The following is a 24,643-nucleotide window of genomic DNA, read 5'->3' as shown; positions in this document are numbered from 1 at the left end:
TTGATTTCCGGCATATCAGACGGAGGGTGGGGAAGCGACGGGATTTGACGTAACTCTGATACCGCTTCCCGGCCGCCGGTCAGTGCTCGGTGATGTGGCCGTCGCTGAGTTCGAGGACCCGGTCGGCGAGGCCGAGGAGCTGGGCGTCGTGGGTGGCGACGAGCGCGGTGACGCCCTCGCTGTGGACGACGGCGCGCAGCAGCTCCATCACCGCGAGGCCCGTCTCGGCGTCGAGCTGCCCGGTCGGCTCGTCGGCGATCAGCAGGGCGGGCCGGTTGGCGAGCGCGCGGGCGATGGCGACGCGCTGCTGCTGGCCGCCGGAGAGCTCGCCGGGGCGCTGGGCGGCGTGGTCGGCGAGGCCGACGAGCGAGAGCAGCAGCGACACCCGCTCCTCGCGCTCCTTGGGGTCGGCCTTGCGCAGCCGCAGGGGTACGCCGACGTTCTCGGAGGCGGTCAGGATCGGGATCAGGCCGAAGGACTGGAAGATGAAGCCGACCCGGTCCCGGCGCAGCTCCAGGAGCCCGTTCTCGCCGAGCGAGGAGAGGTCGGTGCCGTCGACGGTGATCCGGCCGCCGTCCGGGGTGTCGAGGCCGCCGACGAGGTTGAGCAGGGTCGTCTTGCCGGAGCCGGAGCGCCCCTTGAGGGCGACGAGCTCGCCGCGCGGCACCTCGAAGGAGACGCCGCGCAGCGCGTGCACCGCTCCCGTGCCGGAGCCGTAGGAGCGGTGCAGGTCCTCGACGCGGACCATGGGCCCGTCGGCGACGGCCGTGCCGGCGCCCCCGCCGGTGCTGGTGGCGGCGGTGTTGTCGGTCATGGCGCTCCCCCGGGGGTCCTCGGTCCTGTCGGCCGCCAGTATGTGCGGGTGGCGGGGGAGCGGGCAATGCCCCTCCCGTCAGCGCGCCCCGGTCAGCAGCTGCCGCAGGGCGATGTTGAGCCGGAGGACGTTGACCCGCGGTTCCCCGACGAAGCCGAGATCGCGGCCCGCGGTGTGCCGCTCCACCAGCTCGGCGACCTGTCCGGCGGCGAGGTGGTTGCGTGCGGCGACACGGCGGACCTGGAGGTGCGCGTACGCCGGTGAGATGTCCGGGTCGAGTCCGGAGCCGGACGAGGTGACCGCGTCGGGCGGCACCGCGGCGGGGTCCACCGGATGGCCCGGGACGGAGTTGTCCTGGACGACCGCCGCTCTGGCGGCGGTGACCCGGTCGATCAGCTCGGGGTTGTCGCCGGCGAGGTTGGACGCGCCGGACACCAGCAGCGAGTACTGGGTGTTACGGCTGTTGGTCCCGAGCCCTTCGGAGGGGCGCGGCTGGAACCACCTCAGGTCCGGGGCGCCTCCCGGCAGGTCGTAGCGCTGGCCGATGAGGGCGGAGCCGACGGTCCTGCCCTCGGCGGTGATCTCGGAGCCGTTGGCGCGGCCGGGCATGAGCGCCTGGGCGGCACCGGTGACGGCGAGCGGGTAGAGGACGCCGCAGACCAGGGTGAGGGCGAGCAGGGCGCGCAGGGCGGCCCAGACCTGGCGGACGGGGTTGCGTACGGGTGTGTTCATGGCGGGTCAGCCGATTCCGGGGACGAGGGAGAGGAGCAGGTCGATGAGCTTGATGCCGGCGAAGGGGGCGATCAGGCCGCCGACGCCGTAGACGGCGAGGTTGCGCCGGAGCATGGACGCGGCGCCGCCCGGCCGGTAGCGGACGCCCCTGAGGGCGAGCGGGACGAGCGCGACGATGATCAGCGCGTTGAAGATCACCGCGGAGAGGATCGCGGTGCGCGGCGAGGACAGGTCCATGATGTTGAGCCGGTCCAGGCCCGGGTAGAGCGCGGCGAACATCGCGGGGATGATCGCGAAGTACTTCGCCACGTCGTTGGCGAGCGAGAACGTGGTGAGCGCCCCGCGCGTGATCAGCAGTTGCTTGCCGATCTCCACGATCTCGATGAGCTTGGTCGGGTCGGAGTCCAGGTCGACCATGTTCCCGGCCTCCTTGGCGGCCGAGGTCCCGGTGTTCATGGCGACGCCCACGTCGGCCTGGGCGAGTGCCGGGGCGTCGTTGGTGCCGTCACCGGTCATCGCGACGAGCCCGCCGCCGGCCTGTTCGCGCTTGATGAGGGCCATCTTGTCCTCGGGCGTGGCCTCGGCGAGGAAGTCGTCCACCCCGGCCTCCTCGGCGATGGACTTCGCGGTCAGCGGGTTGTCGCCGGTGATCATGACGGTTCGGATGCCCATGCGGCGCAGCTCGGCGAAACGTTCCGGCATGCCCTCCTTGACGACGTCCTTGAGGTGGACGACACCCAGGACCCGCGCCCCGTGCCCGTCCTCCACGGCCACCAGGAGCGGGGTGCCGCCGGCCGCCGCGATGCGGTCGGCGAGGGTCCGCGCCTCGTCGGGAACGCCGCCGCCGCGCTCCTTCACCCAGGCGACGACGGCTCCGGTGGCGCCCTTGCGGACCTTGCGCCCGTCCACGTCCACGCCCGACATGCGGGTGCGGGCGGTGAAGGCGACCCAGGTGGCGCCGGACAGCTCGCCCGCGTGGCGTTCGCGCAGCCCGTAGCGCTCCTTGGCGAGGACGACCACGGACCGGCCCTCGGGGGTCTCGTCGGCCAGCGAGGCGAGCTGGGCGGCGTCCGCGAGTTCCGCTCCGGTGACCCCGGCGACGGGCAGCAGGCCGGTGGCGCGGCGGTTGCCGAGGGTGATGGTCCCGGTCTTGTCGAGCAGCAGCGTCGAGACGTCACCGGCCGCCTCGACGGCCCGTCCGGACATCGCGAGCACGTTGCGCCGTACGAGCCGGTCCATGCCGGCGATGCCGATCGCGGAGAGGAGCGCGCCGATGGTGGTCGGGATGAGGCAGACCAGGAGCGCGGTGAGCACGATCATGGACTGCGCGTCACCCGCGTACACGGCGAAGGGCTGGAGGGTGACGACGGCGAGCAGGAAGACGACGGTGAGGGAGGCCAGGAGGATGTTCAGGGCGATCTCGTTGGGCGTCTTCTGCCGTGCGGCGCCCTCGACCAGGGCGATCATGCGGTCGATGAAGGTCTCGCCGGGCTTGGTGGTGATCCGGATGACGATCCGGTCGGAGAGCACCTTCGTCCCGCCGGTGACGGCGCTGCGGTCGCCGCCGGACTCGCGGATGACCGGGGCGGACTCGCCGGTGACGGCGGACTCGTCGACGCCGGCCACGCCCTCGACGACGTCCCCGTCACCGGGCACGATGTCGCCCGCCTCGCAGACGACCAGGTCGCCGACGCGGAGGCCGGTGCCCGCGACGCGCTCCTCGCCGTCATTGGTGAGGCGGCGGGCGACGGTGTCCGTCTTCGCCCGGCGCAGGCTGTCCGCCTGGGCCTTGCCGCGGCCCTCGGCGACCGCCTCGGCGAGGTTGGCGAAGACCGTGGTGAGCCAGAGCCAGCCGGTGATCGCCCAGCCGAACCAGTCGCCGGGGTCCCGGGCTGCGAGGACGGTCGTGAAGACGGACCCCACGAGGACCACGAACATGACCGGTGAGGCGGCCATCGCACGGGGATGGAGCTTGCGCACTGCTTCGGGCAGCGCGGCGAGCAGCGTCTTGGGGTCGGACAGCGCGGCGCCGGCGGTCATCGGGCCCTCCTTCGTACGAGTGGTCATGACGCCAGTCCTTCGGCCAGCGGGCCCAGGGCGAGGGCCGGGAAGTACGTCAGGCCGGCGACGACCACGACGACCGCGGCCAGCAGGCCGCTGAACAGCGGGGTGTGGGTGGGAAGGGTGCCCGAGGTCGCCGGGACGGGCCGCTGCTCGGCCAGCGAGCCGGCCAGGGCCAGGACGAAGACCATGGGCAGGAACCGGCCGAGCAGCATCGCGAGCCCGATCGTGGTGTTGAACCACGGCGTGTCCGCGGCGAGCCCGGCGAACGCCGAGCCGTTGTTGTTGGCGCCCGAGGTGTAGGCGTACAGGATCTCGGAGAAGCCGTGCGCCCCGGGATTGGCCACCGAGCCGGGCGGGGTGGGCAGCGCGACGGCCGCGGCGGTGAAGCCGAGCACCAGGGCCGGGGTGATCAGGAGGTAGCAGGCGGCGAGCTTGATCTCGCGGGTGCCGATCTTCTTGCCGAGGTACTCGGGCGTGCGGCCGACCATCAGTCCGGCGACGAACACCGCGATGAGCGCCATGATCAGCATGCCGTAGAGGCCGGAGCCGACGCCGCCGGGGGCGATCTCGCCGAGCTGCATGCCGAGCAGCGTGATGCCGCCGCCGAGGCCGGTGAACGAGGAGTGGAAGGAGTTCACCGCGCCCGTCGAGGTGAGCGTGGTGGCGACGGCGAACAGGGAGGAGCCGCCGGTCCCGAACCGGGTCTCCTTGCCCTCCGTCGCCCCGCCCGCGAGCTCGAAGGCGGCGCCGTGGTGGGCCGACTCGGTCCACATCATCAGCGCGGAGAAGCCGATCCAGAAGACGAGCATCGTGGCGAGCAGCGCGTACCCCTGCCGGACCGAGCCGACCATGCGGCCGAAGGTGCGGGTGAGGGCGAACGGGATGACGAGGATCAGGAAGATCTCGAAGAGGTTGGACAGGCCGCCGGGGTTCTCGAAGGGGTGGGCCGCGTTGGCGTTGAAGTAGCCGCCCCCGTTGGTGCCCAGCTCCTTGATGGCCTCCTGGGAGGCGACCGCGCCGCCGTTCCACTGCTGCGCACCGCCCGTGAACTGCCCGACCTCGTGGACGCCGGAGAAGTTCTGGATCGCCCCGCAGGCGACGAGGACGAGTGCGCCGACGACCGCGATCGGCAGCAGGACGCGTACGGTGCCGCGCACCAGGTCGGCCCAGAAGTTGCCGAGCTCCCCGGTGCGGGAGGCGGCGAACCCTCGTACGAGGGCCACCGCGACGGCCATGCCGACGGCGGCGGAGACGAAGTTCTGCACGGCGAGGCCGCCGGTCTGCACGACGTGGCCCATCGCCTGCTCGCCGGCGTACGACTGCCAGTTGGTGTTCGCGACGAACGAGGCGGCCGTGTTGAACGCCTGGTCCGGGCTGATCGAGGAGAAGCCGAGCGATCCGGGCAGGGCGCCCTGGAGCCGTTGCAGCAGGTAGAGGAAGAGGACGCTCACGGCGGAGAAGGCGAGAACGCCGCGCAGATAGGCGGCCCGGCGCATCTGCGCGCCGGGGTCGGCGCCCATCGCCCGGTAGATCCACCTCTCGACCCGCAGATGGCGGGTCGAGGTGTAGACGCGGGCCATGTGGTCACCGAGCGGTCGGTACGCCAGCCCCAGCGCGACGACGAGCGCGAGGAGCTGGAGCACGCCGGAGAGGACGGGGCTCATGTCGGGCTCAGAACCTCTCCGGGAAGAGGAGGGCCAGGAAAAGGTATCCCAGCAGGGCGGCGGCCACGACGAGGCCGGCCACGTGGTCCGCGGTCACAGCTTCGCCACCCCCCTGGCGACGAGTGCCACCAGCGCGAAGACCGCGATCGTGGTGACGACGAAGGCCGCATCGGCCATCGGATGCTCCTGAATGAGGTGTCGATGAATCGGACCTCTTGAGCAAACAGCCGACCGATACCGCCGTGACCTGCGTTGATGCTCCTCTTACGGAAGTGGGCCCGGCCTTGACGACGCCTGTACGCCGCCCATACGCGCCCCGTACGCGCCGGTGCACGCACAAGCCGGTGGGCCGCACCCCTGGGAAGGGGTACGGCCCACCGGCCGGTGTCCGCGGGTGCGGGTCAGCGCACCTCGGTGATCTCGGGACCGCGCTGGAGGCCCGCCATGCCACCGGAGAACTTCGAGCCCTCCTGCTCCTCCTGCTGAACGCCCTCGGGCACCATCTGGGCGTCGTTGGGGAGCTTGAGGACGATCGGGTCGCGCGGGGCCATCGGGCCCTCGCCGCGGACCACCACGGTGTCCCGGAAGACCGACTCCAGGAGCCCGGCGGCCTCCGGCTGCACGGCGCCCTGGCCGGAGATCACGCCGCGCAGGAACCAGCGCGGGCCGTCGACACCGACGAAGCGCACCAGCTGCACGCCGTTCGCCCCGTCGGGGAGCTGTACGGGGACCTGAGCGCGCAGCTCCCAGCCCAGCGGGCCCTCGACCTCGTCGATGATGCCGCCCTGCTGGGTGATGCCCGTGGCGATCTCCTCGCGGACCTCGCCCCAGATGCCCTCCTTCTTGGGGGCGGCGAACGCCTGGAGCTGGATCGCGCTGTCGCGCATCACGACGGTGGCGGCGACGATCGCGTCACCGGCGACCTCGACGCGCAGCTCCATGCCCTCGACTCCGGGCACGAAGATGCCGCCCAGGTCGACCCGGCCGTCGGCGGGCTGGGACACCTCGCTGACGTCCCACGGGCCGTCCGGGCGCGGCGCCGGCGGAAGGTTCGTCCGGCGGGTCTCGCCCTCGGCGTCATCCTGCTCGTCGACGACCTGCTCGGCCTCGCGCGCCTCGGCCGCCGTGTCATCGGCGGCACCACTGTTCTTGCGACGTCCGAACACGTCACTGTCCTTCCCGGTCGGATTCGACCGAAGCGTAGCTGTTCCCGCCCTGGGGAACCCCGCCCCGGACGCCATCAACATCAACGGCGGCATGGCCGCCGGTGGACCCGAAGCCCCCTTCGGCCCGCGCCGAGCCGGGAAGCTCCGACACCTCGTGGAAGCGCACCTTCTCGACCTGCTGCACGACCAGTTGGGCAATCCGGTCGAACCGCTCGAACCGCACGGCCTCGCGCGGGTCGAGATTGATGACGATCACCTTGATCTCTCCACGGTACCCGGCATCGACCGTCCCCGGGGCATTCACCAGGGCGACTCCGCAGCGGGCGGCGAGACCGGATCGTGGGTGCACGAACGCCGCGTACCCGTCGGGCAGGGCGATCGAAACCCCGGTGGGCAGTACGGCCCGCTCCCCCGGCGCCAGTTCGGCGGCCTCGGTCGTCACGAGGTCCGCGCCGGCGTCCCCGGGGTGCCCGTAGGCCGGAAGCGGAACGTCCGGGTCTACCCGGCGGATCAGGACGTCGACGGGATGGCGGGTCACGGGTTCACCTCGAAGGCGCGGGCGCGCCTGACCTGGTCGGGGTCGGCCATGGCGGCCTGGATCTCGGCCGGCCGGCCGTTCTCGATGAAGTGGTCGACCTTGACCTCGATGAACAGGGCGTCGGCCCGCACCGCGACCGGTCCGTCCGGGCCGCCGATCCGGCCGGTCGCCCGGGAGTAGATCTTCCGTCCGTGCACGGCGGTGACCTCGGCGTCGAGGTACAGCACGGTGTCGACGGGGACGGGGCGTACGAAGTCGGTCTCCAGCCGCCCGGTGACGGCGATGACCCGCAGCAGCCAGTTCAGCGAGCCGAGCGTCTCGTCCAGCGCCGTGGCCAGCACCCCGCCGTGCGCGAGGCCCGGGGCGCCCTGGTGGGCCGCCTTCACGGTGAACTCGGCGGTCACCCTGACGCCCTCGCCGGCCCGCGCCTGGAGGTGCAGCCCGTGGGGCTGGCCGGAGCCGCAGCCGAAGCAGTGCTCGTAGTGCGCGCCGAGGAGTTCGCCGGGGGCCGGGGCGTCGGGGTGCCGGACCGGTTTCACCGCGTCGGCCGGGGGCGTCAGAGCCGCTGATGTTCCACTCACAGGCGCTGACCTTACCCGCGCGGGTACCCGCCGGTCGCGCCGTGCCAAGCTGGAGCCATGCAGCCTTCGACCCCGCCCTACGACGAACGCCTCACCGCACCCCGTTCGTGGTGGCTGATCGCCGTCCTGATCGGCATCGCGTGCGCGCTGATGCTGCTGCCGCTGGGCACTCTGCCGCTCCTCGCCGGTCTGGCCGGCGGCACGGTCCTGTCGGCCGTCGCGGTCAGCTCGTACGGCTCCGCCCGCATCCGGGTGGTGGCGGGCGCACTCGTCGCGGGGGACGCCCGGATCCCGGTCTCGGCGCTCGGCGAGGCCGAGGTGCTGGACGCCGAGGAGGCGCGCGCCTGGCGCACGCACAAGGCGGACACCCGGGCCTTCATGCTGCTGCGCAGCTACATCCCGACGGCGGTCCGGGTGGAGGTCACGGACCCGGAGGACCCGACCCCGTACGTCTACCTCTCGACGCGCGACCCGAACGCCCTGGTGGCGGCGCTGCACGCGGCGGTCCGGGCCTAGGAGCTTCTGGGGTCCGGCGGGGGTCGCCCGGGGAGGCGGTCCCAGGGGATCTGCTTCTCGCGCAGGTCCTTCCTGACCCGTTCGGCCAGCTTCCTGGTGTCGCGCCGGTTCATGGACGCGCCGACGGCGGCGCCGACCATGAAGGGGATCAGACTCGGCAGGTCGCGCACGGTGCGCTTCATGATCTGGCGGCGCAGCTCGCGTTTCATCCGGCCGCTGAGCGCCGCGTCGACCGTGGCGGGGCGGGTGACCTCGATGCCGCGTTCCTCGGTCCAGGCGGTGAGGTAGGCGGTCGAGCGCCGGGCGATGCCGCCCGGGGGACGGCGTCCGTAGACCTCGTGCAGCTCGGCGACGAGCTTCATCTCTATGGCGGCGACGCCGGTGACCTCGGCGGCCAGCTCGGCGAACATCGCGGGCGGCACGGGCATCATGGCCGCCGCGCCGATTCCGGCGCCGACGGTGGCGGTCGCGCGGCTCGCGCCCACGACGAGCCGGTCCGCGATCTCCTCCGGCCCGAGGCCGGGAAAGTGCTCGCGCAGGGTGGCGAGGTCGCGCACAGGGACGCGGGGAGCGATGTGGATGATCAGGTCCGCGATATGACCGATCGCTTCCTTGGCGCTCTCCCCGCCCTTGCGTACGCCCCGTTTCACTGAACTCAGACGGCCTGCCCCGGTCACGGGCTCCGTCCTGCCGACCTGTCCGGCCCCATCGGCCGTGTCGACTCCGGCAGCCTCACGGGCTGCGCGTACCGCTACTTCGGCCGCTTCGAGCGAGGCCGCCTGCAGGCCCCGCTCGTTCTCCTGTCCGTCCGGCGAGAGTGGCAGGGCGGACCGCTCGGCAGGCGCCTGGGCGCCTTCTGCCGGGCGTGTACCGCCCTGGTGCGCCTCCGGTGGCTTCCTGCCCCAGGGGCGCCGCTTGCGGAACGGTGTGTCCCCTGCCACGGCCGACCGGACCTCAGTCGCAGTCGCGGCAGATCGGCTGGCCGTTCTTCTCGCGGGCCAGCTGACTGCGGTGGTGCACGAGGAAGCAGCTCATGCAGGTGAACTCGTCGGCCTGCTTGGGCAGGACCCGTACGGCCAGCTCCTCGTTGGACAGGTCTGCGCCGGGCAGCTCAAGGCCCTCGGCCGCGTCGAACTCGTCGACGTCGACGGCGGACGCCGTCTTGTCGCTCCGGCGCGCCTTCAGCTCTTCAAGGCTGTCCTGATCGACGTCGTCGTCGGTCTTGCGTGGGGTGTCGTAATCCGTTGCCATGTCGCTCTCCCCCTCTGGGTGTCTGCGGTGTCTCAAGCGCTCGTAACGCGTGAGAGGCCGGACTTGTGCCCGACCTGAGGCGGAGATTTTGCCTCACATCAAGGTCTGTTACTCAATCGACACCCAAAAGGACCGCTCGGGAGTGATCGGCTTGGGTGGCGATGGGGACCGTACACGGTCCCGGCGGCGCCCTTCGCAGGCGCCACCCCGTGTACTTCCCGTCATGCCTGCCCCCGAAAACCCGGTGTTTGGCCGGGTTTCCGGCGACTTCCCTGGTCACGGAACGTGGACAGGGAGTTATTCGCTCCTGTGATCGATCACACACGGTTCCTTCGGGATCAGGTCCCGAAAATTCCGCTCAAAGCGAACAAAGAATAATCTGTACGCAAAGCGCCTCTCATGCCGGTCAGACCGGCAGTGAGACGCGCATCACAAGACCACCGCCTTCGCGGGGCTCGGCGATGATACGGCCGCCGTGGGCCCGGGCGACGGACCGCGCGATCGACAGACCGAGCCCGACCCCCTTGTCGCTCCCCGTCCGCTCCGTACGCAGCCGTCTGAAGGGCTCGAAGAGGTTGTCGATCTCGTACGCGGGGACCACGGGGCCCGTGTTCGAGACGACGAGCACCGCCTGGCCCGGCAGCAGCGCCGTGCTCACCTCGACCCAGCCGCCCTCCGGGACGTTGTAGCGGACGGCGTTCTGCACGAGGTTCAGCGCGATGCGCTCCAGCAGGACGCCGTTGCCCTGGACGACGGCCGGGGCCAGCTCCTCGCGCATCTCGACGCCCTTGGCCTCGGCCTCGCCGCGCGCCTGGTCCACGGCGCGCGAGGCGACCTCGGCGAGGTCGACGGCTTTGCGCTCGACGATCTGGTTGTCGCTGCGGGCCAGCAGCAGCAGGCCCTCCACCAGCTGCTCGCTGCGCTCGTTGGTGGCCAGCAGCGTCTTGCCCAGTTGCTGGAGCTCGGGCGGGGCCTCCGGGTCGGAGAGGTGGACTTCCAGCAGCGTGCGGTTGATGGCGAGCGGCGTGCGCAGCTCGTGCGAGGCGTTGCCGACGAACCGCTGCTGCGCGGTGAAGGCCCGCTCCAGCCGGTCCAGCATGTCGTCGAAGGTGTCGGACAGCTCCTTGAGCTCGTCGTCGGGCCCGTCCAGCTCGATGCGCCTGGACAGGTCGGTGCCGGCCACCCGGCGGGCGATGCGGGTGATCCGGCCGAGCGGCGAGAGCACCCTGCCGGCCATCCCGTAACCGAAGGCGAAGGCGATGATGCTGAGGCCCACCAGAGCCAGCAGCGACCGGTTGAGCAGCGTGTCCAGTGCCTGCTGGCGCTGGTGGTTGACGCAGGAGTTCATCGCCGCGTTGACCGCGCTCGGCGAGTTGCCGTGTTCGAGGAGGTTGCAGACCTTGCTGGACATATAGCCGTCGACGACCTTGAACGGCAGCTCACTGCCCACGTGCAGGGCCTGCGCCGCCAGCATGTAGATGATCGACAGCAGCAGGATGCCCGCGATCAGGAACATGCCGCCGTACAGCAGCGTGAGCCGTATGCGGATGGTAGGACGCAGCCAGGGGTACGCGGGCTCCTGCTGTTTGGGCTCCCAGGTGGGCTTGGGGGGCGCGGGCGGCGGGGCGGCGGGCACGGGCATCAGATCCGGTAGCCGGAGCCGGGCACGGTGACGATCACCGGCGGCTCGCCGAGTTTGCGGCGCAGGGTCATGACGGTCACCCGGACGACGTTGGTGAACGGGTCGGTGTTCTCGTCCCACGCCTTCTCCAGCAGCTGCTCCGCCGACACGACGGCTCCCTCGCTGCGCATCAGGACCTCCAGGACGGCGAACTCCTTGGGCGCGAGCTGGACCTCCTGGCCGCCCCGGAACGCCTCCCGGCGGTTGGGATCCAGCTTGATGCCGGCCCGTTCGAGGACGGGCGGCAGGGCGACGGTCGTACGCCGGCCGAGGGCCCGTACCCGGGCGGTCAGCTCGCTGAACGCGAAGGGCTTGGGCAGGTAGTCGTCGGCGCCCAGCTCCAGGCCCTCCACCCGGTCGCTGACGTCACCGGACGCGGTGAGCATGAGCACCCGGGTCGGCATGCCGAGCTCCACGATCCGGCGGCAGACGTCGTCGCCGTGGACCAGGGGCAGGTCGCGGTCGAGCACGACCACGTCGTAGTCGTTGACCTCGATACGCTCCACGGCCGCGGCCCCGTCGTACACGACGTCGACGGCCATGGCCTCGCGGCGCAATCCGGTGGCCACCGCATCGGCGAGCAGCTGCTCGTCCTCCACGACGAGTACGCGCACGGCGCTTCCTTCCCTAGAACTTCTTCGCAAGCGGTCTGCACTACAGGGCTCAGGGGCGTCCGCGACGTCCCGGCCGCCCGGGCCGCGGGCACGGCCCCGGCACACTTGTGCGGCTCCATCCTGCCCGTAACCCGCATAAACCGGCGGTAAGACGTCCCGCCCCCACCTGCGGCTTCGAGGAAGCGACGGGATTTGCCGACCAGTTGAGGTTTCTCTGAGCTTCGGGCGGGGGAGTACGCATGCACACCCGCGATCACGTCTTCCCATGTGGCGTTGCCACAGGCCCCTCCGTCCCCCGGAGAGTGCGTGATCACCCGCCCTACCGCCTCGGCGGAGGGAAACCCGGGCACACCCCCGTGCCACCGACCCACGATGAGGGGGCGCTTCATGGACGCTTTCACCGCAGGTCTGCTGCAACGCATCAAGACGACCGAGGACGACCTCACGAAGGCCCGCGAGACGGGCGACGACTTCCTCGCGGACGTCGAGCAGAGCGAGCTGGACGACCTCCGTCGTCTCGCCGCCGAGCACGGTGTGCGGATCAGCACGACGACGAACGCCTGACCGTCGCTATGGGCCGAGGGCCCCGCGGCCGCTCCACAGCGGCCGCGGGGCCCTTCCGGCGTCCGGGAACGCCCGGGGAGGCCCCGGTCAGTCGTGCCAGGCGCCCAGCCCGTCCAGGAGGGCCTGGAGCGGTTCGAAGACGCCGGGGGACGCCGCGACGGTCAGGTCCCCGTCGGCCGGCCGGCCCGGGCGCCCGCCGGTGAGGGCGCCCGCCTCCCGGGCGATGAGGTCGCCCGCGGCCAGGTCCCAGGGGTGCAGACCGCGCTCGAAGTAGCCGTCGAGCCGTCCGGCGGCCACGTCGCAGAGGTCGATCGCCGCGGAGCCGCCGCGCCGGATGTCCCGGACCTGCGGGATGAGGTCGTGCGCCACCTCGGCCTGGTGGGCCCGGACCTCGGCGACGTAGTTGAAGCCGGTGGCCACCAGCGCCTCGGCGAGCGGGGCGGTGGGCCGGCACCGCAGCCGGACGGGCTCGTCGCCGTACAAGCCTCCGGTGACGAAGGCTCCGTGGCCGCGGCGCGCGGAGTACGTCTCGCCGCGCATCGGGACCTCCACCGCGCCGGCGACCCGCTCGCCGTCCACCTCCACGCCGATGGAGACGGCCCAGGACGGGAGCCCGTAGAGGTAGTTCACCGTGCCGTCGAGCGGGTCGATCACCCAGCGCACTCCGGTGCTGCCCTCGGCGGTCGTGCCGCCCTCCTCGCCGAGGTAGCCGTCCAGGGGGCGGCGCTCGATCAGGAACTCGGTGATCAGCTTCTCGGCGGCGATGTCCATCTCGGTGACGACGTCGACCGGGCTGGACTTGGTCGCGGCCACGCCCAACCCCGCCGGACGCCCGTCGCGCAGCAGCCGGCCGGCGAGTCGGGCCGCTTCCAGGGCGAGGTCGAGCAGGACGTCCGATGAGTGGTCGGTCTCGGTCACGGCGCTTCCTTGAGGAGGTTGAGGGCGGTCGGGAGGGTTGGGACAGGGGCGGGCGGGGAAGCGCGAGGGCTCACGCGTAGGGGCTGTCGGCCCCCGCGGCGGCGGGCTTGGGCGCCCTGGCCGGGCAGCAGCCCACCGGGCAGAGGTCGTGGCTCGCGCCCAGCGTCCCGAGGGCGCACCGCTGCGGCTCCCGGCCCCGCTCGGCGGCGGCCCGCTCCAGGACGAGCTCGCGCACGGCGGCGGCGAACCGGGGGTCGGCGCCGACCGTCGCGGAGCGGCGTACCGGCAGATCCAGCTCGGCGGCCCTGGCGGTCGCCTCGGTGTCGAGGTCGTACAGGACCTCCATGTGGTCCGAGACGAAGCCGATGGGCGCCATCACGACGGCGGGGACCCCGTCGCCGTGGAGCGCGTCCAGGTGGTCGCAGATGTCGGGCTCCAGCCACGGGATGTGCGGGGCGCCGCTGCGCGACTGGTAGACGAGCCGCCACGGGTAGGCCGTGCCGGTCCGCTCGCGCACCGCGTCCACGATCAGCCGGGCCACCTCCAGGTGCTCGGCGACGTACGCGCCGCCGTCCCCGTGCGCCTCCACGGGACCCGAGGTGTCGGCCGCCGAGAGCGGGATGGAGTGCGTGGTGAAGGCCAGGTGCGCACCGGGGCGCACCTCGTCGGGCAGGTCCGCCAGCGAGGCGAGGACGCCCTCCACCATGGGCTCCACGAAGCCGGGGTGGTTGAAGTAGTGCCGGAGTTTGTCCACGCGCGGGACGGGAAGGCCCTCCGCCTCCAGTGCGGCCAGAGCGTCGGCGAGGTTCTCGCGGTACTGCCGGCAGCCGGAGTACGAGGCGTAGGCGCTGGTCGCCAGGACGGCGATGCGGCGGTGACCGTCGGCGACCATCTCGCGCAGGGTGTCGGTGAGGTACGGGGCCCAGTTGCGGTTGCCCCAGTAGACCGGCAGGTCCAGCCCGTGCGCGGAGAAGTCCCTGCGCAGCGCGTCGAGCAGGGCCCTGTTCTGGGCGTTGATCGGGCTGACGCCCCCGAACAGGAAGTAGTGCTTGCCGACCTCCTTGAGCCGTTCCTCGGGGATGCCCCGGCCGCGGGTCACGTTCGCCAGGAACGGGACCACGTCGTCCGGGCCTTCGGGACCGCCGAAGGAGAGCAGGAGCAGGGCGTCGTAGGGGGCGGGATCGCGCAGATCGGACATGCCGTCGATCCTGCCACCCGCGCCGGGGCGGGGGCGCACCGACGTCCGGAGCGGGCGGTTCCGGCCCTCGGGCGGGGTGGCGGGAGGGGTGGATGAATGTGCGGGTCCCGTGAGTATGATCCCCCTCCAACCGGCCGGTAACCCGTGGTCACCGTCCGGGGGAAGCGCCGGCTGGGTGGGCCGGTTCCTAGGGAAGGGCGCGGGGAAGATGACCGAGACCTACGCACGGACGGCGACGAGCCCGTGGCGGAACTGGGCGGGGACCGTCACCGCCCGGCCGGCCCGGACCGTGTCCCCCGCCTCCGTGGACGAGCTGGCCGAGGCGCTGCGCAGGGCGTCGGAGGACGGGCTGCGGGTGAAGCCGGTGGGCACCGGGCACTCGTTCACCGCGACCGCGGCCACCGACGGGCTGCTGATCCGGCCCGATCTGCTGACCGGCATCCGCGAGATCGACCGCACGGCGATGACGGTGACGGTCGAGGCGGGCACTCCGCTGAAGCGCCTCAACACCGCACTGGCCCGCGAGGGCCTCTCGCTCACCAACATGGGCGACATCATGGAGCAGACGGTCGCCGGGGCCACCTCCACCGGGACGCACGGCACCGGCCGTGACTCGGCGTCCATATCCGCGCAGATACGCGCCCTGGAGCTGGTCACCGCGGACGGCACGGTGCTGACCTGTTCGGAGACCGAGAACGCGGACGTCTTCGCGGTGGCGCGGATCGGGCTCGGCGCGCTGGGCGTCATCACCGCGATCACCTTCGCCGTGGAGCCGGTCTTCCTGCTGACCGCCCGCGAGGAGCCGATGAGCTTCGATCAGGTGACGGCCGAATTCGATCAGCTCGTGACCGAGAACGAGCATTTCGAGTTCTACTGGTTCCCGCACACCGGGAACTGCAACACCAAGCGCAACAACCGCAGCGCGGGCCCCGCCGCCCCGCCCGGCAAGGTCAGCGGCTGGATCGAGGACGAGCTGCTGTCCAACGGCGTCTTCCAGGTCGCCTGCGCGCTCGGCCGCGCCGTACCCGCGACGATCCCCTCGATCGCCAGGATCTCCAGCCGGGCCCTGTCGGCGCGTACGTACACCGACATCCCGTACAAGGTGTTCACCAGCCCGCGCCGAGTGCGCTTCGTGGAGATGGAGTACGCGCTGCCGCGTGAGGCCGCCGTCGAGGCGCTGCGCGAGGTCCGGGCGATGGTGGACCGTTCGCCGCTGCGGATCAGCTTCCCGGTCGAGGTGCGCACCGCGCCCGCCGACGACATCGCGCTCTCCACGGCGTCGGGCCGGGAGAGCGCGTACATCGCCGTCCATCTGTACCGGGGGACGCCCTATCAGGCGTACTTCACGGCGGTGGAGCGGATCATGACCGCGCACGGCGGCCGCCCGCACTGGGGCAAGATCAACACCAGGGACGCCGCGTACCTCTCCGGGGTGTATCCGCGTTTCGGTGAATTCACGGCCGTACGGGACCGGCTGGACCCGGACCGGCTGTTCGGCAACGACTACCTGCGCAGGGTGCTGGGCGACTGACCCGGGCTCACTCCCCCGCTTCGGTGCCCTCGGGCGCCGGGGCGCCGTCGGTGGCCGCCGGGTCGGGCGTCGCGCTCTCGCCACCGTCCGTGGTGCTCGGGGTGGGAGTGGGCGCGGGCTCGACGCCGCCGCCCGCCGGGGCCGAGGGGGTCGGCGAGGGCGTCGTCCCTTCGGTGGGACCGCCGCTCCGGTCCGGCTGGGGGGCGGTGCCGTCGTCCTGGCCGCCGGCGCCGGGCGTCGCGGTGCCGTTCTCGTCCTGCCGACCGGGGTTCGTCCCGTCCTGACCGTGGTCACCGGTTTCCGCGGGCTCGGGCGCGGACGGCCCGCTGTCGTGCCCGCCGCGTACGACGGAGCCCACGGTCGTCCCGTGCCCGCCGCTCAGATCGTCGCCGGAGATCAGTTCGTACGTCGTGATGCCGGCCATCGAGACCGCGAACACCACGGCCGCGCCGATGGCCGACCGTTTCCAGCCACGCAGCCGCGTGCCGTGCGTGGTCGCCTCGGAGAACTCCTCGTCCGGCCGTCCGGCACCGGCGGGGCTGCGCAGAACGGTCGTCGCGTCGGGCTCCACCTGACGGAGAAGCGTTGTCTCGTCCGGGTCCGCGCGGCGCAGGAGCGTCGTCTCGTCCGACTGCGGGTCGATCCGGCGCAGCACCGTCGTGGCGTCGTCCACCGCTCCCAGCAGGACCGTCTCCTCCGGCAGGGGCGCCGGGTGCCGCGCACCGGTCTCGCGGGTACGGACGGTCACCTCGCGGTCCGGGTGCTTCACCTGGACCGTCACCTCGCGGATCTGCTCCCCCGTACGACGGAAGAAGTGCTGGAAGACCGAGCCGCCGCAGGTCGCCACGACGCTCATCACTCCGGCGCCCGCGATGGTTCCGTACACACCGAGCTGGGAAGCCGCCACGGCCGCCGCCACCGCGGCGACCGCACTGCCCGCCACCTGGGGCAGGCTCAGATCGATCCGCCTCTCCTTGGGTTCTATGCCACTTTCCGGCTTCTGCACCATTTCCAGCCCTTGATTGACATCTCTCCCACCATGCACCAACTAGGGACACGTGAGCGAAGCCGAAAGTTCCGGTTGCGTGGATTGTGTGAAGCACGACACGGATCATGAGCGGGAGGCATCGGGAGGGGTAGGCAAGCTCCCGCACCTCACGAGAACTTCGACGGCGCGGCGGTCCACCCACATGGCCCGAATGGAGTACTGTGGCGAGCCCTGGGGCCGGACATCCTCGCGGGCGTCCGGAACCTTCGGGAGGGGGCCGAAGGAGGCACTCGATCCGGCGGCGCACGGCATCGCACGGCGGCCAGCTACGCGGAGTGACCATCGGTCACTTTGTGTTGCGCAAGGGCTACCGTGGCATACCGGCGAACAAGGGCTCACGCCCGACACGCCGGGCAACACGGCAATGTTGTGGCAGGCTGCACCCGGGCAGGCCACACTCGACTAGCGGAAGCAGCGACGCACGTGACGTCGGCAGGCACCACCCGGGAGGTCCCCATGCCCGAACTGCGTGTCGTGGCCGTCTCCAACGACGGCACACGACTGGTGCTCAAGGCTGCGGACAGCACGGAGTACACGCTTCCGATCGACGAGCGGCTGCGAGCCGCCGTGCGCAACGACCGCGCCCGGCTCGGCCAGATCGAGATCGAGGTGGAGAGCCACCTCCGCCCGCGCGACATCCAGGCACGGATACGAGCCGGCGCCTCCGCCGAGGAGGTCGCCCAGTTCGCCGGGATCCCCGTCGACCGTGTCCGCCGCTTCGAGGGCCCCGTGCTCGCGGAGCGCGCCTTCATGGCCGAGCGGGCCCGGAAGACTCCCGTGCGCCGTCCCGGCGAGAACACCGGACCCCAGCTCGGCGAGGCGGTGCAGGAACGCCTGCTGCTGCGCGGCGCCGACAAGGAGACCGTCCAGTGGGACTCCTGGCGCCGCGACGACGCCACCTGGGAGGTTCTCCTCGTCTACCGGGTCGCGGGTGAGCCGCACTCGGCGAGCTGGACGTACGACCCGCCGCGCCGGCTGGTCCAGGCCGTCGACGACGAGGCCCGTTCGCTGATCGGCGAGACGGACGAGGTCGCGGCGCCCGAGCCCAGCTTCCCGTTCGTGCCCCGCATCGCCCGACTGCCCCGCGACCGGCCGCTGGACCGGCAGATCGAGCGTCCGGCCCCGCCGCCGCCCCCCGAGCCGGAGGAGCGGATCGCCGGGGTGACCGCGAGCGAGCGGGACTCCCTCACCAGCCTGCTGGAGGCGGTGCCGAGCTTCCGCGGTGACATGGTCGTACCGGAACGGCCCGCGCCGCCGGAGCCCCCCGCGATCGAGCCGGCGGAGCGGGAGCCGGAGGCCGAGGAGCCGCCGGCCGCGTCGGCCGGAGCGGGCTCCGCGTACGCGGACGTCCTGATGCCGCGCGCGGTGGCCGGTCACCGCGACCGGCTGACCGGGACGACGGACCGGCAGGCCGAGGCGGACGGGGTCCGGCCGGGGCGCCGGGCAGCGGTGCCCAGCTGGGACGAGATCGTCTTCGGCACCCGCCGCAAGAAGCAGGACTAGACGGCATGACCGGGGCCGGTACGCGAGCGCGTACCGGCCCCGCGTCGTCCTCGCGCGACGGCGTGCCGTTACCGGGGGTCGGGTCCGGTGGCGACCGGGCGCGACGCGTCGGCGGACCAGTGCGACCAGGAACCCGCGTAGAGGGCGGCCCGGTGCCCTGCGAGCTCCAGCGCCAGCACCTGCTGGGCCCCGGAGACGCCCGAGCCGCAGTAGACGCCGACCTCCGCGGTCCCGCCGCCGACGCCCAGCCCGGCGAACCGGGCGGCCAGGCGCTCGGGGCTCAGGAAGCGCCCGTCCGCGTCCACGTTCTCGCCGGTCGGCGCGGAGACCGCGCCGGGGATGTGACCGCCGACCCGGTCGATGGGCTCCACATCGCCCCGATAGCGCTCGGCCGCCCGTGCGTCGAGCAGGACACCCGAGCGGGCCAGGGCCGCGGCGTCGTCCGCGTCGAGCAGCGGCAGCGCTCCCGGCGCGGGCACGAAGTCGCCCTCGACCGGGTCCGGGGTCTCCTGCGACAGCTCCCCGGTCCAGGCCGCGAGACCGCCGTCCAGCACCCGTACGCCGGAATGCCCCGCCCAGCGCAGCAGCCACCAGGCGCGGGCCGCCGCCCAGCCCTGACCGCCGTCGTAGACGACCACCGGGCCGTCCTGGCGGACCCCGGCGCGGCGCATCGCGGCGCCGAACTCCTCCGGGTCGGGCAGCGGGTGGCGGCCACCGGTGCCGGCCGGACCGGCGAGCTCCGTATCGAGGTCCACGAAGACGGCGCCGGGGATGTGCCCCGCCTCGTAGTCGGGCCGGCCGTGCGGGCCGCCCAGCTGCCAACGTACGTCCAGGAGCACCGGCGGACGGGGCCCCGCCAGTTCGCTCGCGCATGCGGATGCGGAGATGATGGGCTTCATGCGTGCCATCCTCGCGCAGACGCCCGGCCACGCGTGACAACAGCCAAGCGGCTGTACCGGGACAAACCGGTGCGCCCGGGGCGAGATCCAGGAAAAGACGGCGCGGCCGAAGCGCATCCCGTGCCCGGTGGTGCAAGCATCTGCACGGGGCGTACACGACTCGCACCGCACCACGGCGCGCCGACCCCGATTTCCCGTACGGCCACCACGATGGTCCGAGGAGAGTGACGATGACCGAGGCTGCCGCCCGGCGTACACCCGGAACACCTTGCTGGGTGAGCCTGATCGTGCACGGCCTGCGCACGACCCAGAACTTCTACGCCGAGCTGTTCGGCTGGGAGTTCGGCCCCGGCCCCGAGCAGCTCGGCCCGTACGTGCGGGCACTGTTGGACGGGAAGGAGGTCGCGGGTATCGGGCAGCTGCCGCCGGACCGGCCCCTCCCGATCGCCTGGACGACCTATCTGGCCACCGACGACGCCGATCAGACGGCGGAGACCATCCGGGCCTGCGGCGGCACGGTCGGCGTCGGACCGCTCGACGCCGGCGACGCGGGCCGCATGGCCATCGCCTCCGACCCGGGCGGCGCCGTCTTCGGGATCTGGCAGGCGGCGGCGCACGTCGGCACCGCGCTGGCCGGGGCGCCCGGCACCCCGGTCTGGAACGAGCTGGTGACCCGGGAGACGCCGACGGTCGCCAAGTTCTACCAGGCGGTCTTCGGCTACGAGAGCAAGGCGGTCGTCTCGGCGGACTTCGACTACCAGACCCTGCACCTCCAGGGCCGCCCGGTGGCTTCGCTGCACGGAGTCGGCCACGCCCTGCTGCGCGACCGGGGGCCGCACTGGATGACGTACTTCGAGGTGGCCGACACGGACGAGGCCGCGCGGCAGGTGGCGGAGCTCGGCGGGCAGGTGCTGAGCCCGCCGAGGGAAGGCCCGAGCGGCAGGGTCGCGACGGTCGCGGACCCGGAGGGCGCGGTCTTCACGATCCAGCGCTCGGTGGCGCGCTGACGCCACCGCGCACGAGCCGCCAGGGCGCGAGCTGGACGACGCCGAACGCCACTTCGGCCACCAGGAACAGCCAGAGCCAGGACGGGGCCCCGTGGGCGAGCGCGTACGCCTGCCACAGGGCGAACAGCGTGCGAGCGAGGCCGTCGTACAGACCGTGCGCCGGGAGCGGACGGACGAGGCGCAGGAGCGCCCAGACGACCACCACCGAACCCATGAGGTTGGCGTAGAGGATTTCGATCGGATCGAGAGCGGGCAGAGCACCCGCTCCGACCGCCTCCCCGAACCGGGACAGCGCGCTGTGCAGCAGCCTGTACGTCCACGGTGTGGCGAACCCCGCGGTGACGGCGAGGTCGTACCACGCGCTCGCGCGTACGAAACGTGGATAGGCGGGGTGGGAGGGCGTGACGGTGCGGAACAAGGCGGGGCTCCTGACGGCTTCCTTCACGGACGCCCCCGACCGTAAACACTGGAGTACTGTCCAAGGTCAAGTCCGCGAACCCAGGGGGTGGGAGACCGTGCGTATCGGTGAGCTGGCCGCGCAGACGGGACTGAGCAGGGACACCATCCGCTTCTACGAGCGGACCGGGCTGATCTCCGGGCAGCGGCTGCCCAACGGCTACCGCGACTTCCCGCCCGAGACGGTGCCCTGGCTCGCCTACGTCCGCACCGCCCAGGCGCTCGGCTTCTCACTGGCCGAGATCGCGCGCACGGGCGAGGAGCTGCGCGACGCGCCGGACAGCGCGCGGGCACTGTCCGCGCTGTTCGAGGAGAAGATCGCGGTGATCGACGCGCGCGTGGCCCGGCTCACCGCGCTACGGGCCGATCTCACCGCCCGCGCCGGCTCGGGCTGCCCGCTGCGGGCGACGGGCTGAGCGTCAGGCGGAGCTCACCGGCAGGACGTCCGGGGAGAGTGCGCCCGCCTGTGCGGAGGCCGCGGTGGCACGGCGGCGGTGGTGCCGGCGGCACAGGACCTCGTAACCGACCTCGCCCGCCGCGCGGTTGACATCGCCGACGACGACCTGCGCGCCCTCCACGACCATCTCGCCGCCCACGGTCCGGGCGTTGTGCGTGGCGCGGGCTCCGCACCAGCAGAGGGCCTCGACCTGGAGCTGCTCCATGCGGTCCGCCAGCTCGACGAGGCGCTGGGAGCCGGGGAAGAGCCGGGTACGGAAGTCCGTCGTGATGCCGAAGGCGAAGACGTCCATCTCCAGGTCGTCGACGACCCGCGCCAGCTGGTCGATCTGGGCCGGTGCCAGGAACTGCGCCTCGTCCACGATCACGTAGTCGACCCGGCCGCCCTTGGACAGCTGGGCGACGAGGTACGCGTACAGGTCCAAGCCCTCGTCGGCCTCGACGGCCTCCGTGACCAGACCGAGCCGGGACGAGAGCTTCCCCTCCCCCGCCCGGTCGTCCCGGGTGAAGATCACGCCCTGCAAGCCCCTCGCCGAGCGGTTGTGACCGATCTGGAGGGCCAGGGTGCTCTTTCCGCAGTCCATCGTTCCGGAGAAGAACACAAGCTCGGGCATGGCGGGTCGAGCACCTTTCGGGTCGGGGAGAGGGAACGGGGCGGAACGGGCTACGAGCGTACTTCGAGGAGCGGGACGAACTGCTCGACGGGGGTCATGGAGCCGTGCATGCCGACCATGGCCGACTCGTTCGGCTCGTTGCGCGAGGCGGTGATCACCACGTCGTCGTGGGCGGCGGCGACCACGTCACCGATCCTGCCGTGCACCCGCTCGTCGATCGTGGGGCCGAACCAGCCGGCGGCGACGGCCTCGTCCCGGCTCGCCACCCAGAACTGCTCGCCCAGCACCTCGCGCCAGACGGCCAGCACGTCGGAGGCGGCGCCCGGGACGGCGTAGACGTGCCGCGCCCGGCCCTCCCCGCCGAGCAGCGCGACACCGGCGCTCAGCTCCCAGTCCTCGTCGAAGTCGATCCGGGACTGCTCGTCGAACGGGATGTCGATCATGCCGTGGTCGGCGGTGATGTAGAGCGCCGAGCGGGGCGGAAGCTGCTCGGCCAGGCGCCGGGCCAGCCCGTCGACGTACATCAGCTGTCCGCGCCAGGCGTCGGAGTCGGTGCCGAAGCGGTGGCCCTTGCCGTCGACCTCGCTGTAGTACGTGTAGACGAGCGAGCGGTCGCCGGCGGCCAGCCGGTCGGCGGCGGTGTCCATCCGCTCCTCGCCGCTGAGCCGGCCGAGGAAGGAGCCGCCGCTGAGCGCGACCTTGGTCAGCGGGGTCTGTTCGAAGGCGGGGGCGGAGACCTGGGCGGTGCGCACCCCGGCCGCGTCGGCGAGCTGGAAGAGGGTGGGGTGGGGCTGCCACGCCTTCGGCGGGGTCCACGGGTTCCAGCGGAGCTGGTTCATCAGCTCGCCGGTCTCGGGGTTACGGACCGTGTAGCCGGGAAGACCGTGCTCGCCGGGGGGCAGGCCGGTGCCGACGGAGGCCAGCGAGGTCGCCGTGGTGGCCGGGAAGCCCGCCGTGATCGGGCGGCCGGTGCCGCCGCGCGAGGTCGGCAGCAGCGAGTGCAGGAACGGCGCCTCGTCGGGGTGGGCCTTGATCTGCTCCCAGCCCAGGCCGTCGATCAGGAAGACGCAGTTCCGGTCGGCGGGGGCGAGTTCGCCGATGGCCGCGTCGAAGCCGGGCACTTCCTGACCCGCGAGGAGGGTCGGCAGCAGGTCGGCGAGCGAGCCGCTGCCGTACTCCGGGACGGGCGCGGACTCGACGGACAGCGGGACGAAGTCGTCCTGCCAGGCCGGCTGGGCCATCAGCGGCCGGCCGCGGCGGTGGCGGCCGTGGCCTCGGAGAGCGCCTGGGCGAAAGCGAGGGTCTGGCGCACGGTGTCCGGGCCGTCGCCGGCCTCGCTGACCCGCAGGCTCAGGTCGTCGGCGGTGGTGCTGCCGGTGTAGCCGTGGTCGGCCTCGCAGTTGGGGTCGCCGCAGGCGGCGGGCTCCAGGTCGATCCGGGAGACCGCGCCCCAGCCGATGGTCAGGACGACCTCGCGGGGCAGCGTGCCCGGAACGTACTTCTCCGGGTTGGCCACGACCCGGCTGACCACGACCGAGGAGATCCGGTCCAGCTTGACCGACTCGGTCGAGGTGGTGGCGTACGGCGACGGGGAGCTGGTGTCCGCGTTCTGCTCGTCGGTGTGGCTGACGATGAAGCGGGTGTCCGTGAGCACCAGCACCGTGACGTGCCGGCGCACCTCGTTGGAGTCGAAGGTCGTCTCCTGGTGCACCAGGTACGAAGCGACCGGCTCACCGCCCACGGCGGCCTCCACCGCCTCGGCCACGAGGGCCGGGTAGTAGCCGCTGCGCTCGATCGCCGCGCGCAGCCCCTGGGTCGTCGTACCGGTCTTAGCCATGGGAACCATCCTACGGGGGCCGGATGGCTGCCGGGGACGGCGCGGGAGCCCCGTCCCCGGCCGGTCCAGGGGGACGCGAGCGGGGCGGTCAGTAGTTGGACAGGCGGCGTGGGCCGAGGTCGTTCCGGGCCGGGGGCGGCGAGAGGCGGACGCTCGCTCCGAGCACCGAGAGGCCCGTCGGGGCGACCACGACCGGCTCCAGGGCGATCGAGACCACTTCGGGGTGGTCGTCGACCAGCCGGGAGACCCGCAGCAGCAGTTCCTCGAGCGCGGCGGTGTCCACCGGTGCCGCTCCGCGCCAGCCGAACAGGACGGGCGCGGCGCGGATGGACCTGATCAGCTCGGCGGCGTCGCGGTCGGTGGCGGGCACCAGGCGGTGGCCGGTGTCGCCGAGCAGTTCGGAGGGCGCCCCGGCGAGACCGAAGGAGAGCACGGCGCCCGCGGCCGGGTCGATCGTGGCCCGTACGACGGTGTCGACACCGCGCGGCGCCATGGCCTGGACGACCGGCCGCAGCTCCGCCGGCTTGCCGAGCAGTTCGGTGAGGTCGCCGTACGCACGGCGCAGGGCCGCCTCGCTGTCGAGGTCCAGGCGTACGCCGCCGAGGTCGGCCCGGTGGCGCAGGTGGGGGGCGGTCGTCTTCAGGGCCACCGGGTAGCCGAGCCGGGCGGCGGCGGCCACCGCCTCCTCCGGGCCGGGGGCGGCCAGCGTGGGACGGACGGCGATGCCGTAGCAGGCGAGCAGTTCGCGGGCCTCGTCGTGGCCGAGCGGCCGGCCGCGCGGGTCGGGGTCCTCGCCGAGCAGGGCGTCGATGCGGGCCGCGGCGCCCTGGGGGTCGATGGTGTCGTCGAGGAAGTCGGGCACCTTCCCGGGCACGGCTGCCTGACGCCGCCACTGCGCGTACCGGACGGCCTCGGCGAGCGCCCGGACGGCGCGCTCGGCGGCGGGGTAGGCGGGGATGCGGCCGACGTGGCGCGCCTCGTCGGGGTCGCC

At 72.5% G+C, this 24,643-nt stretch carries 27 protein-coding genes; 6 read left to right on the top strand and 21 right to left on the bottom strand.

The window, feature by feature from the left end:
* Positions 1 to 79 precede the first annotated feature (79 nt).
* The 8 genes from G3I41_RS16810 to G3I41_RS16775 all read right to left on the bottom strand — a co-directional run bounded on the left by G3I41_RS16810 (position 80) and on the right by G3I41_RS16775 (position 7,559).
* Positions 80 to 814, bottom strand: coding sequence for an ABC transporter ATP-binding protein (locus G3I41_RS16810; RefSeq protein ID WP_164401029.1), 735 nt, complete (start codon positions 812 to 814; stop codon positions 80 to 82).
* A gap of 78 nt (positions 815 to 892) precedes the next feature.
* On the bottom strand, positions 893 to 1,546 hold the full coding sequence (gene kdpC, locus G3I41_RS16805) for a potassium-transporting ATPase subunit KdpC (RefSeq protein ID WP_164401028.1): 654 nt from the start codon (positions 1,544 to 1,546) through the stop codon (positions 893 to 895).
* A 6-nt stretch (positions 1,547 to 1,552) separates the two neighbouring features.
* The gene (gene kdpB / locus G3I41_RS16800) at positions 1,553 to 3,613 is read right to left on the bottom strand and encodes a potassium-transporting ATPase subunit KdpB (RefSeq protein ID WP_275408419.1); all 2,061 of its coding nucleotides are present in this window, start codon (positions 3,611 to 3,613) and stop codon (positions 1,553 to 1,555) included.
* A complete protein-coding gene (gene kdpA, locus G3I41_RS16795) occupies positions 3,610 to 5,274 on the bottom strand; it encodes a potassium-transporting ATPase subunit KdpA (protein WP_164401027.1) in 1,665 nt (554 codons plus the stop codon). Before kdpA ends, kdpB begins: the two co-directional genes overlap by 4 nt.
* Before the next feature lie 7 nt (positions 5,275 to 5,281).
* Positions 5,282 to 5,341, bottom strand: coding sequence for a K(+)-transporting ATPase subunit F (gene kdpF / locus G3I41_RS37670; protein ID WP_343242153.1), 60 nt, complete (start codon positions 5,339 to 5,341; stop codon positions 5,282 to 5,284).
* Positions 5,342 to 5,675: 334 nt separating this feature from the next.
* Positions 5,676 to 6,440, bottom strand: a complete 765-nt coding sequence (locus G3I41_RS16785; RefSeq protein WP_164401025.1) for a DUF3710 domain-containing protein — start codon at positions 6,438 to 6,440, stop codon at positions 5,676 to 5,678.
* A 1-nt stretch (position 6,441) separates the two neighbouring features.
* Positions 6,442 to 6,978, bottom strand: coding sequence for a dUTP diphosphatase (gene dut / locus G3I41_RS16780; protein ID WP_164401024.1), 537 nt, complete (start codon positions 6,976 to 6,978; stop codon positions 6,442 to 6,444).
* A complete protein-coding gene (locus tag G3I41_RS16775) occupies positions 6,975 to 7,559 on the bottom strand; it encodes a PaaI family thioesterase (RefSeq protein WP_164401023.1) in 585 nt (194 codons plus the stop codon). Before G3I41_RS16775 ends, dut begins: the two co-directional genes overlap by 4 nt.
* A 57-nt stretch (positions 7,560 to 7,616) precedes the next feature.
* Here G3I41_RS16775 and G3I41_RS16770 point away from each other — a divergent pair, with 57 nt between their 5' ends.
* Positions 7,617 to 8,075, top strand: a complete 459-nt coding sequence (locus G3I41_RS16770) for a DUF3093 domain-containing protein (protein WP_164401022.1) — start codon at positions 7,617 to 7,619, stop codon at positions 8,073 to 8,075.
* Here the strand turns inward: G3I41_RS16770 and G3I41_RS16765 are convergent.
* From G3I41_RS16765 to G3I41_RS16750, 4 genes are all read right to left on the bottom strand, one after another.
* Positions 8,072 to 9,016, bottom strand: a complete 945-nt coding sequence (locus tag G3I41_RS16765) for a hypothetical protein (protein ID WP_343242145.1) — start codon at positions 9,014 to 9,016, stop codon at positions 8,072 to 8,074. The two genes, G3I41_RS16770 and G3I41_RS16765, sit on opposite strands and share 4 nt — an antisense overlap.
* 13 nt (positions 9,017 to 9,029) lie before the next feature.
* Positions 9,030 to 9,326, bottom strand: coding sequence for a DUF4193 domain-containing protein (locus G3I41_RS16760; protein ID WP_003965732.1), 297 nt, complete (start codon positions 9,324 to 9,326; stop codon positions 9,030 to 9,032).
* 406 nt (positions 9,327 to 9,732) lie between these two features.
* A complete protein-coding gene (locus tag G3I41_RS16755; RefSeq protein ID WP_164401020.1) occupies positions 9,733 to 10,968 on the bottom strand; it encodes an ATP-binding protein in 1,236 nt (411 codons plus the stop codon).
* Positions 10,968 to 11,621 carry a response regulator transcription factor gene (locus tag G3I41_RS16750; RefSeq protein WP_164401019.1) on the bottom strand — a complete coding sequence of 218 codons (654 nt, stop codon included), beginning with the start codon at positions 11,619 to 11,621 and terminating at the stop codon, positions 10,968 to 10,970. The genes G3I41_RS16755 and G3I41_RS16750 overlap by 1 nt, the downstream gene beginning before the upstream one ends.
* A 387-nt stretch (positions 11,622 to 12,008) precedes the next feature.
* Here G3I41_RS16750 and G3I41_RS36420 point away from each other — a divergent pair, with 387 nt between their 5' ends.
* The gene (locus G3I41_RS36420; protein ID WP_018105385.1) at positions 12,009 to 12,185 is read left to right on the top strand and encodes a hypothetical protein; all 177 of its coding nucleotides are present in this window, start codon (positions 12,009 to 12,011) and stop codon (positions 12,183 to 12,185) included.
* A gap of 87 nt (positions 12,186 to 12,272) precedes the next feature.
* On the opposite strand, the gene G3I41_RS16745 is transcribed toward G3I41_RS36420, so the two are convergent.
* Positions 12,273 to 13,103, bottom strand: a complete 831-nt coding sequence (locus G3I41_RS16745; protein WP_164401018.1) for an inositol monophosphatase family protein — start codon at positions 13,101 to 13,103, stop codon at positions 12,273 to 12,275.
* A 70-nt stretch (positions 13,104 to 13,173) separates the two neighbouring features.
* On the bottom strand, positions 13,174 to 14,301 hold the full coding sequence (locus tag G3I41_RS16740; protein WP_164401017.1) for a ferrochelatase: 1,128 nt from the start codon (positions 14,299 to 14,301) through the stop codon (positions 13,174 to 13,176).
* A gap of 208 nt (positions 14,302 to 14,509) precedes the next feature.
* Here G3I41_RS16740 and G3I41_RS16735 point away from each other — a divergent pair, with 208 nt between their 5' ends.
* The gene (locus G3I41_RS16735; RefSeq protein WP_164401016.1) at positions 14,510 to 15,832 is read left to right on the top strand and encodes a D-arabinono-1,4-lactone oxidase; all 1,323 of its coding nucleotides are present in this window, start codon (positions 14,510 to 14,512) and stop codon (positions 15,830 to 15,832) included.
* Between the two features lie 7 nt (positions 15,833 to 15,839).
* Here the strand turns inward: G3I41_RS16735 and G3I41_RS16730 are convergent, their stop codons facing one another.
* On the bottom strand, positions 15,840 to 16,841 hold the full coding sequence (locus G3I41_RS16730) for a hypothetical protein (protein ID WP_164401015.1): 1,002 nt from the start codon (positions 16,839 to 16,841) through the stop codon (positions 15,840 to 15,842).
* Positions 16,842 to 17,336: 495 nt separating this feature from the next.
* Here G3I41_RS16730 and sepH point away from each other — a divergent pair, with 495 nt between their 5' ends.
* Positions 17,337 to 18,383 carry a septation protein SepH gene (gene sepH / locus G3I41_RS16725; RefSeq protein WP_164401014.1) on the top strand — a complete coding sequence of 349 codons (1,047 nt, stop codon included), beginning with the start codon at positions 17,337 to 17,339 and terminating at the stop codon, positions 18,381 to 18,383.
* 68 nt (positions 18,384 to 18,451) lie between these two features.
* Here the strand turns inward: sepH and G3I41_RS16720 are convergent, their stop codons facing one another.
* Positions 18,452 to 19,282 (bottom strand): sulfurtransferase, encoded by an 831-nt coding sequence (locus G3I41_RS16720; protein WP_164401013.1) that lies wholly within the window; start codon positions 19,280 to 19,282, stop codon positions 18,452 to 18,454.
* Positions 19,283 to 19,512: 230 nt separating this feature from the next.
* Between G3I41_RS16720 and G3I41_RS16715 the strand changes: the two genes are divergently transcribed.
* Positions 19,513 to 20,289 (top strand): VOC family protein, encoded by a 777-nt coding sequence (locus G3I41_RS16715; protein WP_203601199.1) that lies wholly within the window; start codon positions 19,513 to 19,515, stop codon positions 20,287 to 20,289.
* On the opposite strand, the gene G3I41_RS16710 is transcribed toward G3I41_RS16715, so the two are convergent.
* Positions 20,261 to 20,707: a hypothetical protein gene (locus tag G3I41_RS16710; RefSeq protein WP_164401012.1), complete on the bottom strand. Its 447-nt coding sequence runs from the start codon at positions 20,705 to 20,707 to the stop codon at positions 20,261 to 20,263. The two genes, G3I41_RS16715 and G3I41_RS16710, sit on opposite strands and share 29 nt — an antisense overlap.
* A gap of 97 nt (positions 20,708 to 20,804) precedes the next feature.
* On the opposite strand from G3I41_RS16710, the gene G3I41_RS16705 reads away from it, so the two are divergent.
* A complete protein-coding gene (locus G3I41_RS16705; protein ID WP_164401011.1) occupies positions 20,805 to 21,161 on the top strand; it encodes a MerR family transcriptional regulator in 357 nt (118 codons plus the stop codon).
* 3 nt (positions 21,162 to 21,164) lie between these two features.
* On the opposite strand, the gene G3I41_RS16700 is transcribed toward G3I41_RS16705, so the two are convergent.
* The 4 genes from G3I41_RS16700 to G3I41_RS16685 form a co-directional block, all read right to left on the bottom strand.
* The gene (locus G3I41_RS16700) at positions 21,165 to 21,815 is read right to left on the bottom strand and encodes a thymidine kinase (RefSeq protein ID WP_164401010.1); all 651 of its coding nucleotides are present in this window, start codon (positions 21,813 to 21,815) and stop codon (positions 21,165 to 21,167) included.
* 50 nt (positions 21,816 to 21,865) lie between these two features.
* Positions 21,866 to 23,056: a nucleotide pyrophosphatase/phosphodiesterase family protein gene (locus tag G3I41_RS16695; protein WP_164401009.1), complete on the bottom strand. Its 1,191-nt coding sequence runs from the start codon at positions 23,054 to 23,056 to the stop codon at positions 21,866 to 21,868.
* Positions 23,056 to 23,652, bottom strand: coding sequence for a DUF5998 family protein (locus G3I41_RS16690; RefSeq protein WP_164401008.1), 597 nt, complete (start codon positions 23,650 to 23,652; stop codon positions 23,056 to 23,058). Before G3I41_RS16690 ends, G3I41_RS16695 begins: the two co-directional genes overlap by 1 nt.
* Positions 23,653 to 23,740: 88 nt before the next feature.
* Positions 23,741 to 24,643: acetate--CoA ligase family protein (locus G3I41_RS16685; protein WP_203601198.1), on the bottom strand; the 903-nt coding region annotated here is incomplete at its 5' end.

It is taken from the genome of Streptomyces sp. SID9727 (assembly GCF_010550605.1).
Taxonomy (GTDB): Bacteria; Actinomycetota; Actinomycetes; order Streptomycetales; family Streptomycetaceae; genus Streptomyces.
The sequence above is the reverse complement of the archived record's forward strand: the minus strand, read 5'-3'. Positions and strand labels throughout refer to the sequence as shown.

Bases quoted from the DNA above. Each gene is read 5' to 3' on its own strand.
- kdpA (WP_164401027.1), bottom strand. From the start codon at position 5,274: ATGAGCCCCGTCCTCTCCGGCGTGCTCCAGCTCCTCGCGCTCGTCGTC.
- G3I41_RS16700 (WP_164401010.1), bottom strand. From the start codon at position 21,815: ATGCCCGAGCTTGTGTTCTTCTCCGGAACGATGGACTGCGGAAAGAGC.
- G3I41_RS16770 (WP_164401022.1), top strand. From the start codon at position 7,617: ATGCAGCCTTCGACCCCGCCCTACGACGAACGCCTCACCGCACCCCGT.
- G3I41_RS16735 (WP_164401016.1), top strand. From the start codon at position 14,510: ATGACCGAGACCTACGCACGGACGGCGACGAGCCCGTGGCGGAACTGG.
- G3I41_RS16695 (WP_164401009.1), bottom strand. From the start codon at position 23,056: ATGGCCCAGCCGGCCTGGCAGGACGACTTCGTCCCGCTGTCCGTCGAG.
- G3I41_RS16810 (WP_164401029.1), bottom strand. From the start codon at position 814: ATGACCGACAACACCGCCGCCACCAGCACCGGCGGGGGCGCCGGCACG.
- sepH (WP_164401014.1), top strand. From the start codon at position 17,337: ATGCCCGAACTGCGTGTCGTGGCCGTCTCCAACGACGGCACACGACTG.
- kdpB (WP_275408419.1), bottom strand. From the start codon at position 3,613: ATGACCACTCGTACGAAGGAGGGCCCGATGACCGCCGGCGCCGCGCTG.
- G3I41_RS16690 (WP_164401008.1), bottom strand. From the start codon at position 23,652: ATGGCTAAGACCGGTACGACGACCCAGGGGCTGCGCGCGGCGATCGAG.
- G3I41_RS16720 (WP_164401013.1), bottom strand. From the start codon at position 19,282: ATGAAGCCCATCATCTCCGCATCCGCATGCGCGAGCGAACTGGCGGGG.
- kdpC (WP_164401028.1), bottom strand. From the start codon at position 1,546: ATGAACACACCCGTACGCAACCCCGTCCGCCAGGTCTGGGCCGCCCTG.
- G3I41_RS16730 (WP_164401015.1), bottom strand. From the start codon at position 16,841: ATGGTGCAGAAGCCGGAAAGTGGCATAGAACCCAAGGAGAGGCGGATC.
- G3I41_RS16740 (WP_164401017.1), bottom strand. From the start codon at position 14,301: ATGTCCGATCTGCGCGATCCCGCCCCCTACGACGCCCTGCTCCTGCTC.
- G3I41_RS36420 (WP_018105385.1), top strand. From the start codon at position 12,009: ATGGACGCTTTCACCGCAGGTCTGCTGCAACGCATCAAGACGACCGAG.
- G3I41_RS16760 (WP_003965732.1), bottom strand. From the start codon at position 9,326: ATGGCAACGGATTACGACACCCCACGCAAGACCGACGACGACGTCGAT.
- G3I41_RS16715 (WP_203601199.1), top strand. From the start codon at position 19,513: ATGACCGAGGCTGCCGCCCGGCGTACACCCGGAACACCTTGCTGGGTG.
- G3I41_RS16755 (WP_164401020.1), bottom strand. From the start codon at position 10,968: ATGCCCGTGCCCGCCGCCCCGCCGCCCGCGCCCCCCAAGCCCACCTGG.